General features: G+C 59.3%; 13 protein-coding genes. 2 read left to right on the plus strand and 11 right to left on the minus strand.

Translation table 11 applies throughout. The annotated features are described in order from the left end of the window. Window position 1: 1 nt before the first annotated feature. The 8 genes from hscA to trmJ form a co-directional block, all read right to left on the minus strand. The gene (gene hscA, locus B3I26_RS26100) at window positions 2–1864 is read right to left on the minus strand and encodes a Fe-S protein assembly chaperone HscA (RefSeq protein ID WP_296262154.1); all 1863 of its coding nucleotides are present in this window, start codon (window positions 1862–1864) and stop codon (window positions 2–4) included. 46 nt (window positions 1865–1910) lie between these two features. Beyond that, window positions 1911–2429 (minus strand): co-chaperone HscB, encoded by a 519-nt coding sequence (gene hscB / locus B3I26_RS26105; RefSeq protein ID WP_296262156.1) that lies wholly within the window; start codon window positions 2427–2429, stop codon window positions 1911–1913. An 8-nt stretch (window positions 2430–2437) separates the two neighbouring features. Next, entirely contained in the window at window positions 2438–2761 is a 324-nt protein-coding gene (gene iscA / locus B3I26_RS26110) for an iron-sulfur cluster assembly protein IscA (RefSeq protein ID WP_296262160.1), read from the minus strand. A 35-nt stretch (window positions 2762–2796) separates the two neighbouring features. Then, on the minus strand, window positions 2797–3183 hold the full coding sequence (gene iscU, locus B3I26_RS26115) for a Fe-S cluster assembly scaffold IscU (RefSeq protein ID WP_133752242.1): 387 nt from the start codon (window positions 3181–3183) through the stop codon (window positions 2797–2799). A gap of 90 nt (window positions 3184–3273) precedes the next feature. Beyond that, entirely contained in the window at window positions 3274–4488 is a 1215-nt protein-coding gene (locus tag B3I26_RS26120; protein WP_296262165.1) for an IscS subfamily cysteine desulfurase, read from the minus strand. A 44-nt stretch (window positions 4489–4532) separates the two neighbouring features. After that, a complete protein-coding gene (iscR, locus tag B3I26_RS26125; RefSeq protein WP_296262167.1) occupies window positions 4533–5024 on the minus strand; it encodes a Fe-S cluster assembly transcriptional regulator IscR in 492 nt (163 codons plus the stop codon). 170 nt (window positions 5025–5194) lie between these two features. Next, window positions 5195–5995 carry a serine O-acetyltransferase gene (gene cysE, locus B3I26_RS26130; RefSeq protein ID WP_296262171.1) on the minus strand — a complete coding sequence of 267 codons (801 nt, stop codon included), beginning with the start codon at window positions 5993–5995 and terminating at the stop codon, window positions 5195–5197. Next, window positions 5995–6768, minus strand: coding sequence for a tRNA (cytosine(32)/uridine(32)-2'-O)-methyltransferase TrmJ (gene trmJ / locus B3I26_RS26135; protein ID WP_296262173.1), 774 nt, complete (start codon window positions 6766–6768; stop codon window positions 5995–5997). The genes cysE and trmJ overlap by 1 nt, the downstream gene beginning before the upstream one ends. A 237-nt stretch (window positions 6769–7005) precedes the next feature. Here trmJ and suhB point away from each other — a divergent pair, with 237 nt between their 5' ends. Continuing rightward, window positions 7006–7821, plus strand: a complete 816-nt coding sequence (suhB, locus tag B3I26_RS26140; RefSeq protein WP_296262175.1) for an inositol-phosphate phosphatase — start codon at window positions 7006–7008, stop codon at window positions 7819–7821. Window positions 7822–8060: 239 nt separating this feature from the next. Here the strand turns inward: suhB and B3I26_RS26145 are convergent, their stop codons facing one another. Next, a complete protein-coding gene (locus tag B3I26_RS26145) occupies window positions 8061–8993 on the minus strand; it encodes a LysR substrate-binding domain-containing protein (protein ID WP_296262177.1) in 933 nt (310 codons plus the stop codon). 131 nt (window positions 8994–9124) lie between these two features. Between B3I26_RS26145 and B3I26_RS26150 the strand changes: the two genes are divergently transcribed. Beyond that, window positions 9125–10345, plus strand: a complete 1221-nt coding sequence (locus B3I26_RS26150; protein ID WP_296262179.1) for a cation:dicarboxylate symporter family transporter — start codon at window positions 9125–9127, stop codon at window positions 10343–10345. 135 nt (window positions 10346–10480) lie between these two features. On the opposite strand, the gene B3I26_RS26155 is transcribed toward B3I26_RS26150, so the two are convergent. Next, window positions 10481–12079, minus strand: a complete 1599-nt coding sequence (locus B3I26_RS26155; RefSeq protein ID WP_296262182.1) for an argininosuccinate lyase — start codon at window positions 12077–12079, stop codon at window positions 10481–10483. A gap of 66 nt (window positions 12080–12145) precedes the next feature. Continuing rightward, window positions 12146–13387, minus strand: coding sequence for an OprD family porin (locus B3I26_RS26160; RefSeq protein WP_296262184.1), 1242 nt, complete (start codon window positions 13385–13387; stop codon window positions 12146–12148). Window positions 13388–13516: the final 129 nt, after the last annotated feature.

Raw genomic sequence — 13516 nt, forward strand, 5'->3', positions numbered from 1 at the left:
GTTATTCCTCAATCTCATTCAGGTTGCGTCCCGACAAGGCGGCCTTGACCGTCGAGTCCAGGCGGCGGGCTGCGAACGCATCGGTCACCTGCGACAGACGCTTGGTCTGCTGCTCGATAGCCGCACCGTCGCTGCCCTTCATCAATTCACGGAGTTGCTCGACCTGCATGTCAATGACTACGCGCTCTTCGGCGTCGAGCAAACGTTCACCGTCGGCCTGCAGTGCGCCTTCGACGGCTTCGATGAGCCGCTGGGCGTCGACCTGCTGCTCGCGCAACACGCGGGCGACCTTGTCATCACCGGCGTACTGGAACGAGTCCTTGAGCATGCGGGCGACTTCGCCATCGGTCAGGCCATAGGAAGGCTTGACCTGGATGCTGGACTCCACGCCGGACGCCAGTTCGCGAGCGGACACACTCAGCAGGCCATCGGCATCGACCTGGAAAGTGACGCGAATCTTCGCCGCACCAGCGACCATCGCCGGAATGCCGCGCAGGTCGAAACGCGCCAGCGAACGGCAGTCGCTGATCAGCTCACGCTCACCTTGCAGGACGTGAATCATCATCGCCGACTGACCGTCCTTGTAGGTGGTGAACTCTTGCGCGCGAGCCACGGGAATCGTGGTGTTGCGCGCAATCACCTTCTCCATCAGCCCGCCCATGGTCTCAAGCCCCAAGGACAGCGGAATGACGTCCAGCAGCAACAGTTCGCCACCCTCGCGCTTGTTGCCGGCGAGTGTGTCGGCCTGAATCGCCGCGCCGATAGCGACCACCTGGTCCGGGTCGATCTCGGTCAGCGGCTGGCGACCAAACAAGTCGGCGACCGCTTCACGCACACGCGGCACGCGAGTCGAGCCGCCGACCATCACCACCGCTTCCACCTCATTCATCTCGATGCCGCAATCACGTACGGCACGACGGCAAGCCTTGAGGCTGCGAGCGATCATCGGCTCGATCAGTGCATCGAAAGAAGCGCGAGTCAGCACACCGCGCCACTGGCCATAAACGACATCGACCGAATCGGTATCGGTCAATGCCTCTTTGGCGGCGCAGGCGGTCTGCATCAGGCTGCGCTGGGCAGAGGGATCCAGATCATTCGACAGACCGGCCTCAGTGATGATCCAGTTGGCAATGGCGTGGTCGAAATCGTCCCCACCCAGCGCGCTGTCGCCGCCGGTGGCCATGACTTCGAAGACACCACCCGTCAGGCGCAGAATCGAGATATCGAAGGTGCCGCCCCCCAGGTCATAGATCGCCACAACGCCTTCGGCATTCTGATCCAGACCGTAAGCCACCGCGGCGGCCGTGGGCTCGTTAAGCAAGCGCAGCACGGTGAGGCCCGCCAGCTTGGCGGCGTCCTTGGTGGCTTGCCGCTGGGCGTCGTCGAAATAAGCAGGAACAGTGATCACTGCACCGACCAGATCGCCACCCAGCGTCGCCTCGGCGCGCTGACGCAGCACCTTGAGGATGTCAGCGGACACTTCGACCGGGCTTTTTGCCCCCTGCACGGTATCGATGAAGGGCATGTGCGACTCGCCGCCGATGAAGCGGTAAGGCAGTTGCTCACCCAAGTGTTTCACATCGGAAATGCCACGCCCCATGAGGCGCTTGACCGAAATGATGGTGTTCAGCGGGTCGGTTGCGGCGGCGTCCTTCGCGGACTGTCCGACTTCGACACGGTCGGCGTGATAACGCACCGCCGAAGGCAGGATGACCTGTCCGTGCTGATCGGGAAGAGGCTCACTGATGCCGCTGCGCAGGGCAGCGACCAGCGAGTTGGTGGTGCCGAGATCGATCCCGACGGCCAGACGACGCTGATGAGGTTGTGGACTTTGGCCGGGTTCGGCGATCTGCAGTAGAGCCATTGCTTTTCTGATATCACTGGCGCGCCGCCCAGGAGGCGGCGCGGGGTTAATCGTCGAGGCGCTCTTCCAGCTGGCGCACTTCGTAGGAGAGCTTGTCGAGGAACTGCATGCGGCGCATCAGCCTTTCGGCCTGCTCGCGCTGTGCAGCATCGTCCCAACAGGCTGCGAAGCTTTCGTTCAGTTCTTCCTGCGCCAACTTGAGACGACGCTTGAAGGTCGCCACACCGTCCAGGTCCGCTGCATCCTGCAGGTCTTCGAGTTCCTCGCGCCACTGCATCTGCTGCATCAGGAACTCGGGGTCGTGCACGGTGACTTCCAGCGGAACTTCGCCCCTGAGCGCCAACAGGTAACGCGCCCGCTTCGGCGCGCTCTTGAGGGTCTGGTAGGCATCGTTCAGGCTCGCCGAGCGCTCCAGCGCAACACGCTGCTCACGCGCGGAGGCGTCAGCGAAGCGGTCGGGGTGCACGCTACGGGCGAGCTCGCGATAACGCGTGGCAAGCAGATCCAGATCCAGGCGAAAGCCCGGTTGCAGATCGAATAAAGCGAAGTGACAAGGAGTACCCACAATAAGCCTCAGACGTTGAAGCTTTCGCCGCAGCCACATTCACCGCGCGAGTTGGGGTTATTGAACTTGAAGCCTTCGTTCAACCCTTCCTTGACGAAATCAAGCTCGGTGCCGTCGAGGTAAACCAGACTCTTGGGATCGATGATCACCTTGACGCCATAGTGCTCGAACACTGTGTCTTCACTTTCCGGCTCGTCGACGAACTCGAGTACATAAGCCAGGCCGGAACACCCCGTGGTGCGAACACCCAGGCGAATGCCATCACCTTTGCCGCGCCCTTCGAGGGAGCGACGCACGTGGTTAGCGGCAGCTTCGGTCATGCTGATAGCCATCGTGACTCCTTACTTGCAAGCGGGATGAAGACTGCTCAGAGCAGGCCTTTCTTCTGCTTGTAGTCGTGAACGGCAGCCTTGATAGCGTCTTCGGCGAGTACGGAGCAGTGAATCTTCACCGGCGGCAGCGCCAGTTCTTCAGCCAGCTGAGTGTTTTTGATGGTCTCTGCTTCGGCCAGCGTCTTGCCTTTCATCCACTCGGTTGCCAGGGAGCTGGAAGCGATGGCCGAACCGCAGCCATAGGTCTTGAACTTGGCGTCTTCGATAATGCCTTGCTCATTGACTTTGATCTGCAGGCGCATGACGTCGCCGCAAGCTGGCGCGCCGACCATGCCGGTGCCAACATCAGGATCTTCCGCGTTCATCTTGCCGACGTTGCGCGGGTTCTCGTAGTGGTCAATGACCTTTTCGCTGTAAGCCATGGTGCATTCCTCATCAGGTTCGTCGCTCTCGCGACACTTTGAAAACTAACGAATCCGGTTTTAAAGTGCCGCGTCTGTGGCGACTTTAAATTAGTGCGCCGCCCACTCGATCTTGGAGATGTCGACGCCGTCTTTGAACATGTCCCACAGCGGCGACAAGGCGCGCAGCTTAGTGACCGCCTCGCAGACTTTCTGCGCAGCCCAATCGATTTCTTCTTCAGTGGTGAAGCGGCCAAAGGTGAAGCGAATCGAGCTGTGTGCCAGCTCGTCGTTGCGGCCCAGGGCGCGCAGCACGTAGGAAGGCTCCAGAGAAGCAGATGTGCACGCTGAACCGGACGAAACCGCCAGATCCTTGAGCGCCATGATCAGCGACTCGCCTTCGACATAGTTGAAGCTCAGGTTCAGGTTGTGCGGCACGCGGGCCGTCAGGCTTCCGTTGACGTACAACTCTTCCAGATGCTCGACCTGCTGGTAAAAACGGTCGCTAAGCGCCTTGATTCGCACGTTCTCGGCAGTCATGTCTTCCTTGGCAATACGGAAGGCTTCGCCCATGCCGACGATCTGGTGAGTCGCCAGGGTGCCGGAACGCATGCCGCGCTCATGACCGCCACCGTGCATGGTCGCCTCGATACGTACGCGAGGCTTGCGGCTGACGTACAGCGCGCCAATGCCTTTGGGGCCGTACGTCTTGTGGGCAGAGAAGGACATCATGTCGACTTTCAGCTTCGACAGGTCGATATCAACCTTGCCGGTTGACTGTGCAGCGTCGACATGGAACAGCACGCCGCGCGAGCGGGTCAGCTCGCCAATGGCTGCGATATCGTTGATCGTGCCGATTTCGTTGTTCACATGCATGATCGAAACCAGGATGGTGTCGTCACGCAGAACAGCTTCGATCATCGCCGCAGTGATCAGACCGTCTGTGGTCGGCTCCAGGTAGGTGACTTCGAACCCTTCGCGCTCCAATTGGCGCATGGTGTCCAGAACAGCCTTGTGTTCGATCTTGCTGGTGATCAGGTGCTTGCCCTTGGTGCCGTAGAAATGCGCCGCACCCTTGATCGCGAGGTTATCGGACTCGGTGGCACCGGAGGTCCAGACGATTTCACGCGGGTCGGCATTGACCAGATCGGCGACCTGACGACGTGCGTTCTCGACCGCTTCCTCGGCTTTCCAGCCAAAGACGTGGGAGCGAGACGCCGGGTTGCCGAAGTTGCCATCGACCAGCAGGCAATCGCTCATTTTTTGCGCAACACGCGGATCGACCGGGGTCGTCGCGGAATAATCGAGGTAAATCGGCAATCTCATTGAATATCTCCTATCGGGCAGGCGCGCCGCGCGTTCATCTGCGTTCACTCAACGGCGGATGTTTCAATCTTGTCCAGAAGCTGCGTTTTGTTGTTGCAGCGACGCAGATCCTGACGTTGGGCGACTTCCTGCACTTCACGGCGAGTGACGAGGTCGGCCAGGCTGATACCGCTCAGAAATTCGTGAATCTGCTGACTGAGATCGCACCATAAATGGTGTGTCAGACAGGTATCGCCAGCATGGCAATCACCGAGACCCTGGCAACGTGTCGCGTCGACCGATTCATTGACCGCATCGATCACCTGTGCCACCTGAATCCCCTGCATGGTGCGGGACAACTGATAGCCGCCACCGGGTCCACGCACGCTGGACACCAGATTGCTGCGGCGCAGCTTGGCAAACAGTTGCTCAAGATAGGAAAGGGAAATCCCTTGCCGCTCGGAGATGTCGGCCAGGGACACTGGCCCATGCTGCGCATGTAACGCCAGGTCGAGCATGGCAGTTACGGCGTATCGGCCCTTTGTAGTCAGTCGCATGACATGTACCGCGGAGGTTCGGAATAGTGGCGAGTATGCTATTCCCGAGTATTTAAGTCAACTATAAGACCTAGTGAATTAGTCGGGATTACCCGCAAAAGCGCGGCGGAATGATAGCAAAGCCAAGGCCGAAATAGCACGCGCGGGTTTTGCCTCGCAGCGCCACAGGCTTAATCCTGAATGACCCTGCCCTCATTTCGCTCATCGATGCAGTCGAACACTTCTTTGCGCAGCTCAGGAAGCTCCTTTTCGCGGTACTCGCAGCCCAGGCTCTTGAGCGCTTTGCCCATGTCCTCCATGCGCAGGTCCACGGCCTGCAGATGATCAAGCAGCTGACCGATCGCCCTGGCAACTGGATCCGGCATGTCTTCGCTGACGCCGTAGGCATCGAAGCCGATCTTCTCTGCCATGGCCTTGCGCTTGGCTTGGGCGCTGTTTTGCTCGGAAGCGGCCTCGTCAACCTTGACGATAATCCGGCCGGGAATACCGACTACGGTTGCGCCCGCTGGCACAGGCTTGGTGACCACTGCGTTGGAACCAACCTTCGCGCCCGCACCTACCGTAAACGGACCGAGCACCTTGGCGCCCGCCCCCACCACTACACCGGACTCCAGCGTCGGGTGGCGCTTGCCTTTATTCCAGCTGGTGCCGCCCAGGGTCACGCCTTGGTAGAGGGTCACGTCGTCACCAATCTCAGCCGTTTCGCCGATGACGATGCCCATACCGTGATCGATGAAAAAGCGTCTGCCCACCTTGGCGCCGGGATGGATTTCGATCCCCGTCAGCCAGCGACCGAAGTTGGACACCATGCGCGCCAGCCATTTCAGATCCTTGCGCCATAACCAGCCAGACAATCGATGCAACCAGATCGCGTGCATGCCGGGGTAGCAGGTCAGCACTTCAAATGCATTTCGCGCCGCCGGATCACGGTGAAACACGCTTTGAATATCTTCTCGCAGACGCTCGAACATCACTGATCCTTCCGCTTGTAGGGCTCACCGTTGGCCGCTTTCTGGGTTTCGGTGAGGATGCCACGCAAAATGCTCATTTCAGATCGGTTGACAGCGCAACGTCCATAAAGCCGACGCAACCGCGCCATCAGGTGCCGAGGTTTCTCCGGGTCGAGGAAGCCGATGTTCACCAGGGTGGCTTGCAGATGATCGTAGAACTTCTCCATCTCATCCATCGTCGCCAGTTCGGTACTGCGCACCGAGTTCACCTCGAACTTCTCGACCTTGCTCGCCTGTCCTTCGCTCGCCAGCCACGCCATGCGCGTTTCATAGCTGAGCACCTGCACGGCGGCTGCAAGGTTCAGTGAGCTGAATTCGGGGTCGGAGGGGATATGCACGTGGAAGTGACAGCGTTGCAACTCCTCGTTGGTCAGCCCGGCGTATTCACGGCCGAACACCAACGCGATCTCTTCCCCCTGCGCGGCATGCTCTATCGTCTTGACGCCAGCTTCACGGGGGTCCAACAACGGCCAGGGGATGCGACGGTCCCGGGCGCTGGTGCCCATCACCAGGTTGCAGCCGACCAGGGCATCTTCCAGGGTTGCAACCACCTGGGCGGTTTCCAGGATATCGCTGGCCCCCGAAGCGCGGGCATCGGCCTCATGGTGGGGAAACAGTGCAGGGTCGACCAGCACCAGACGTGCAAGTCCCATGTTCTTCATGGCACGCGCCGCGCCACCGATATTTCCCGGATGGCTGGTTCCGACCAGGACAACACGAATATTTTGCAGCACGGGTGAAGTCTCGCTAGCAGGTGAAAAGGGGGTCGAATCTTACAGAAGCGCCCGGCCCAAGGCTATGAACCCTTGCGCTCTGCACCCTACATACACCCTAAAACAGCAACGGGCCAGCCGCCTTGCAGTGGGCATGAGGTGATCAGACGCAGGGGCAAACGGTTGAGTTGCGCTGGAAATCGTCGACAAGAACCCATAGAATGCCCGGCTCTCTTTAACGACCTAGGTGATACATCCATGCAGCCCATGCTGAATATCGCGCTGCGCGCCGCCCGCAGCGCCAGCGAATTGATTTTCCGCTCCATCGAGCGCCTGGATACCATCAAGGTCGACGAAAAAGACGCGAAAGACTACGTAACCGAGGTCGATCGCGCGGCAGAAAAAGTCATCATCGATGCGCTGCTCAAGGCCTACCCCACCCACGGCATCCTCGGCGAAGAAACCGGCCTGAAAGAAGGCAGCGGTGAAGGCGCCGATTACCTGTGGGTCATTGACCCGCTGGACGGCACCACCAACTTCGTTCGCGGCGTTCCGCACTTCGCGGTCAGCATCGCGTGCAAATACCGTGGCCGCCTGGAGCACGCCGTTGTCCTGGACCCGGTACGCCAGGAAGAGTTTACCGCCACCCGTGGCCGTGGTGCTCAACTGAACGGTCGTCGTCTGCGCGTCAGCCCACGCAAGAGCCTGGAAGGCGCGCTGCTTGGTACAGGTTTCCCGTTCCGCGAGAACCAGCTGGATAACCTCGAAAACTACATGAACATGTTCCGCTCGCTGGTTGGCCAGACCGCAGGCATCCGTCGCGCCGGTGCAGCCAGCCTGGACCTGGCCTACGTGGCCGCAGGCCGCTTCGACGCGTTCTGGGAATCGGGTCTGTCCGAATGGGATATGGCGGCAGGCGCTCTGCTGATTCAGGAAGCAGGCGGTCTGGTCAGCGACTTCAACGGCGGCCACGACTTCCTCGAGAAGGGCCACATCGTTGCAGGCAACACCAAGTGTTTCAAAGCAGTCCTGACGTCGATCGCTCCGTTTGTGCCAGCTTCGCTGAAGCGCTAAGTTTCGCCGCTGCAAAAAAACCGGCCATGTGCCGGTTTTTTTATGCCTGCCGTACAAAGGAAAAACACAGCCACTGTACGAACCCGTTGCATCAGGTACGTGCGCGGCGACTGACCTCTCGCGTTCGCTGCCGTCGTAACCTCCGACGTCTCCAACAGGACAGTCGACTGCCACGCCTTTGACTTTGCCAAATAGCGGCGCGAAGCAAGCCAAGTTCGATAAAACAACGCGCACGGGTGTTAGCGCAGTGTGATTTTCCGTCCGCTCAACTCTCGGGAAAGATCAATGAAATTCCCCAGAGGCGGTAGTTGATTGAAGCTGCGACAGACCAGCGTGATGGGCGCGTGCAGGCGAGGTCGGGCATTGCCGATCCTGCAGTAGACGACGCTTTGCTTGTGCACATCCTTCATCGAGGCAGGCACGATGGAAATCCCCGCCCCTGCAGCCACGAGACTGACATTGGTGAGCATGCGTTCGACCTCGAAAGCGATCTTGGGGTTGAAGCCTGCGTTCTGGCAGGCCTTGATCAGATTGGCATACATCCCCGGTGCGCCTGGACGACGAACCAGAATGAACTGTTCGTCAGCCAGATCCGGCAGAGCGATGACAGGCGCTTGATCTCCCGTCACATACCCTGCCAACAAGCTATGGCCCACCGGCAATGTCAGCAACATTTCTTCATTGAGCAGTCGGTGAAACTCGATGCTCTGATGACGACTGACCGGCGCGCGCAAGATACCGACATCCACGCTGCCCTCGAGGGTCGCATCCGTCAGTTGTTGAGCACTGCCCTCCTTGAGCGATACGGCCACTCCCGGAAAGCGCTCGCGGTAGGCGCGGATGATGCGAGGGATCAGCGGATGGGCCGCCGCCGAGCTGGTAAAGCCAACGCTGAGCTGTCCCTCGATACCGTGGGCTGCGCGTGAGGCCTTGAGTGAACCTTCCTTGACCCGCTCGAGAATGTCTTGCGCCTCTTGCAGGAAGACCTGCCCGCCCGCTGTCAGATCGACGCCCTTGGAGTGACGCTTGAACAACTCGAAGCCCAGCTCGCCTTCCAGCGCACGAATCTGTTGGCTGAGTGGCGGTTGCTGCATGTTCAGTCGGGCAGCCGCACGGGTGAAGTGCCGCTCTTGGGCCACCATCACGAAATAGCGCAGATGACGAAGCTCCATGGTGGTCTATCTCGCAACGAGGTTCTATGATTGCCGCCGATCGATGCGACATTGGCCGTCCAGCGTGCCCAATCGCCATCCCGCAGGCAAGACACACACATAACAATAAGTACGCCCACTTCGGACACCCGATGCCTATCAGGCTTCTCAACAGTACGACGCTGCAACTTTTCCTGGCCATTGTCTGCGGCGCGCTTCTGGGCGTCTTCGATCCCAAGCTTGCCGTCGAGATGAAACCCTTGAGCGACGGATTTATCCGCGTCATCGGTTGGCTAATGCCGTTGATGATGTTTTTGCTGATCGCGTCCGGCGTCGCGGGCTTGCAGGTGCGCCAGCGTGGACTAGCGGGCAAGGCACTGGTGTATTTTCTGGCCATGACGTTGCTGTCATTGTCCCTGGGCTGCCTGATTGCCGACCTGACTCATCCAGGCATCGGCACCGCAGCTGGCGCATCGGGTCAGGTGCCAAACCTGGCCAACGCACTGCCTTCGTCTCCAACGTTCTCATGGGCAGCAGTCACGTCGATGCTTACCCGCGCGCTCACGCAGAACCCCATCCTGCAGGTAATGCTGGCGGGGCTGCTGACAGGCGCATTGATGGCCAGAGCCAGGGGCCATCGGCATGCCGATGCGTTACGCATCCGCCTGGAAAAAATCGTAGAACTGCTGTTCAAGGGTTTGAGGCTGATCCTGCGATTCGCCCCCCTCGCCGCTTTCGGCGCCATAGCCTTCACCATCGGCCGGTTCGGCCCATCCTCGGCACTACCGCTGTTCAAATTCGTCGCGGTCATGTACCTGGCGTGCGGAGCATTCGTGCTGCTGGTATTGATGCCGATCGCCCGGGCGTCGGGCGCTTCACTGTGGTCGTTGGTAATCCACATCAAGGATGAGCTGCTACTGGTCGCTTTCACCGGCTCCTCGGTAGCAGCACTTGCAGGGCTGATCGAGAAGATGCAGGCCTTGGGTTGCGACCGGCAACTGGCCCGCCTGGTCCTGACCACCGGCTACACCTTTAACCTTAGCGGCTCGAACATCTACCTGATCACGGCAGTGCTGTTTCTGGCGCAGATGTCGGGCATCGAACTGACAGGAGCCGATTTACTGACCCTGCTGCTGATTTCCCTGGCGACGTCCCTGGGTTCTACCAGCATGGCGGGGTCGGCGTTCTTCACCCTGATCGCAACGCTGAATCTGCTGCACGTCGTGCCGCTGGAAGGAGTGGGTTTGCTGCTGGGCGTTGAGCGCCTGATGAAGTGTCGCGTGTTGACCAACGTGCTGGGCAACTGCGTGGCGTGCCTGGCGATTGCGCGCTGGCAGCAGGGGCTTGCGTTTGATCCTGTTCGCAGGGCGTAGCAGGGTTTACTGCGGCGCAGCCGCTTGTGAGCGAGCTGCATGCCTACGCCTTTTGGGCACGCGCAGACCATCGTGTTTTTGCCGCCCGGTCAGAGGCAAGACCGTGTAAAAGCGCCTTGCCGCGCCGGATCGTATTTAACCTTTGGACGACAATAACTTCTCGAACGCCCGATCCAGATTTCCTTCAGCTTGTGTCAGCTTTTCCCGGCGCTCACGCAGCCACGCCTGATCGGCATCCAGCGTCTTATGCGCTTCGACCAGCATGCGCTTGACCTCTTCCGGTTGCGGGCCGCCAGTTCCTTTGCGCGTTTTGACCATGTTTTCAGGCGACAGCGATGCGCGGAACGTCGCCTCGTCCAGCGGCAGGGTATTTTGCTTCCACTGATACTTGTCCGCTGCCTTGGTGTAAAGCTTCTGCGCATCGGCGTAAGGGAAGGTTTTCGGGGTCAGGCCCTGATCACGGGCCTGCTCGACTATCAGCGACGCGAAGCTATGGCCGATACGGAATGGTACCTTCTGCGTACGCTCCAGGGTGTCAGCCAGTTCCATAGAAGTGGTCCACTCGTTCTCCAGCTCCTCCCGGGCGCGCTGGGGATTGACCTGTAACGCATCGAGCACTGCATCCATCGCACCGAACATGTCCTTGGTCGAGTCGAAGATACCGAGCGAGTCGAACGCGAATTTGTAGTCGGTCATACCGGTGGTCACGTTATGCGCACGCAAGGTCACTGTCTGGGCCAGCCCTACAACATCAGAAGCGGATTCACGCGCACGCATCAGCAGACCGGGGTTGCGCTTTTGCGGCATCGCACTGCTGGTGTAGGTCTTTTCCTCATCCAGCAGCAACCAAGGACGAATCTGGTGGTACTGGGTATGAATATCGCCAATCAATGCGCCGACGCGAATGGCCGATGAGGACGCAATGTTCGCCGCCTCGATCGGGATGTCATAGGTCGACACCTGGCTGGAATCCAGCGAGTTTTCGCGCACACCGTCAAAGCCCAACAGCTCGGCCATGCGTTCACGGTTCAGCGGGTAGGCCGAGTTCGCCAGCACCGCCGTGCCCATGGGGCTTTGGTTCAACCGCTGATACAGCTCGCGAATCCGCTGGCCGTCCCGATCGAACGCCGCTTCATACGCCAATAGATAGTGCGCGTAGGTGATCGGCATTGCCTGCACGCCGTTGGTGTACGCCGGGATCAGCGTATCGACGTTCTTCTCTGCCAGCTCCAGCAGACGCTTTCGGGTCGCATTCATCGCTTCGCTATAGGCCAGTACGTCCGAGCGCAATTTAGCCAGGCGGTAGGTGGCGAGCATGTCCTGACGGCTGCGACCAGAGTGAATCAGCGAGGCTTCAGGGCCGATCTTGCTGGTCATGATGTCTTCAAGCTGGAGCACGTCGCTGGGGCGTTTGCCATTGGGTTGATCCGCCTGATCGATGGCGAAGCGCACGCCGGTGGCAATCTTCTGACCCATCTCGGGTTTGACGATGCCCTCTTCGGTGAGCATGACGATCGAAGCCTTGTTGATCCGGTTCAGCCAGGAGAACTGGCTTTCGGTCTTGCTGCCTTGGGTTTTCGACTTGTCGACCGTCGCACCAATCTTCGCGGCCTGCGCGGCGCACTCTTCAGTGGTCTTGCAGGGTAGATCGGCGGTATTGGCCGCATAGGCGCCATAGCCGTTGAACAGGGCAAAGGCCACGGCCAGATGGATAAGATTTTTTCTTGTTGGCATTTCAGGCTCCAATGCGGCAATGGCCGAAGGTGGGCGTTGTCGGGATGTTGCTGAAAACCTGACGCATCACAGTAGCGGCAGGGTGTAGCTGACAATCACGCGGTTTTGGTCGATGTTGTTGCCGCCGTTGCTGCGATAACTGCCGTTGCGCCACTTCAACTCGAGGTTTTTTAATGCGCCGCTCTGGAACACATAGGCAATGTCGGTGTTGCGCTCCCACTCGGTGCCCTCCTCTTTGCCGCGCGCGAAGTTGTCGCCTTTGAGATAGCGGGTCATAAAGGTCAGGCCCGGCACACCGATGGCGGCAAAGTTGTAATCGTAGCGAGCCTGCCACGAGCGCTCTTCGGGGTTGGCGAAATCGGGGGAGATCATCACGTAGTTGACGAGAAACGAATCGGTGCCCGCCAGATGAGGGAAGCCGGTCTCGCCATTCATGCGCTGGTAGGCTAGGCCGAAACCATGGCCGCTGACGTTGTAGGTGAATTTGGCGCCGATGGCGGTATTGTCGACATTGGTGTTGCCATCCTTTAACGAGCGCGCGTAACGCAGGTCACTCTTGATTGACTGCGACCCGCTCAAGGGAAAGCTGTGCAGCAGCGTGACGATGTGCTGTTTGTAATTGTTTTCAAGGCCGCCGTAGTTGTACGACGTGGTCAGGCCCTTGCTCCAGTTGTAACTGGCGCTGGCGAAGTCGAACTTGTCGCTGGGACGACCGCCCTTGATGCTTTTGCCGGTGGCTTCAATGTCCTCGTGACCGCTATCGTTGCGCTCAGTGTTGCTGGTCAGACGCCCGACATTGAGGGTCATGTCGTTGATGTCTTTGGACGTCAGTTGAGCACCGCGAAACGTTTGCGGCAGCAGGCGTCCGTCATTGGGCAAAACGGTCGGCAATTTGGGCATCAGCGTGCCAACGCGCAACACACTTTTGGAAATCCGGGCCTTGGCGGTCACGCCCGAACGGCCATAGTCGTCCGGCGCTTTATCGTCACCGACCGGCAGCAGACCGGTGTTGCGCCGGTCAGGACCCGAGTCCAGCTTCAGCCCGAAAAGCCCAATGGCATCCACGCCAAAACCCACCGTACCTTCGGTAAAGCCGGATTCGTAATTAAGGATCAGGCCCTGGGCCCACTCATCGCGTTTGGACTGGCTCGCGCCGTCCTGCCGGTAGTCACTGTTGAAGTAAAAGTTGCGAAATTCGAGGTCGGCTTTGCTGTCTTCGAAGAAATCGGCTTCAGCGAAGCCTGGACAGGTCAGGCTCAAACCCAAGGCGGCAGACTTGATTCCTAGAGATACAGGGCTTTTAGGCATTTTTATGTCCCACTTGGTATCGCTGATTTTTATTAGACTTGTGCATTCGGTTCAGTGGGCGCAGGCGCCTTGGACCGTCTGAAAAAGCTTACGCGGCGGGAGTGGGGATTAAAAATATATAGTTACTAC

The sequence above is a fragment of the Pseudomonas sp. UBA5706 genome, from assembly GCF_002419965.1.
Taxonomy (GTDB): Bacteria; Pseudomonadota; Gammaproteobacteria; order Pseudomonadales; family Pseudomonadaceae; genus Aquipseudomonas.

Coding starts and splice junctions, on each gene's coding strand:
- iscU (WP_133752242.1), bottom strand. CDS start 3,183: ATGGCTTACAGCGAAAAGGTCATTGACCACTACGAGAACCCGCGCAAC.
- suhB (WP_296262175.1), top strand. CDS start 7,006: ATGCAGCCCATGCTGAATATCGCGCTGCGCGCCGCCCGCAGCGCCAGC.
- B3I26_RS26150 (WP_296262179.1), top strand. CDS start 9,125: ATGCCTATCAGGCTTCTCAACAGTACGACGCTGCAACTTTTCCTGGCC.
- iscA (WP_296262160.1), bottom strand. CDS start 2,761: ATGGCTATCAGCATGACCGAAGCTGCCGCTAACCACGTGCGTCGCTCC.
- hscA (WP_296262154.1), bottom strand. CDS start 1,864: ATGGCTCTACTGCAGATCGCCGAACCCGGCCAAAGTCCACAACCTCAT.
- B3I26_RS26145 (WP_296262177.1), bottom strand. CDS start 8,993: ATGGAGCTTCGTCATCTGCGCTATTTCGTGATGGTGGCCCAAGAGCGG.
- iscR (WP_296262167.1), bottom strand. CDS start 5,024: ATGCGACTGACTACAAAGGGCCGATACGCCGTAACTGCCATGCTCGAC.
- B3I26_RS26155 (WP_296262182.1), bottom strand. CDS start 12,079: ATGCCAACAAGAAAAAATCTTATCCATCTGGCCGTGGCCTTTGCCCTG.
- B3I26_RS26160 (WP_296262184.1), bottom strand. CDS start 13,387: ATGCCTAAAAGCCCTGTATCTCTAGGAATCAAGTCTGCCGCCTTGGGT.
- B3I26_RS26120 (WP_296262165.1), bottom strand. CDS start 4,488: ATGAGATTGCCGATTTACCTCGATTATTCCGCGACGACCCCGGTCGAT.
- cysE (WP_296262171.1), bottom strand. CDS start 5,995: ATGTTCGAGCGTCTGCGAGAAGATATTCAAAGCGTGTTTCACCGTGAT.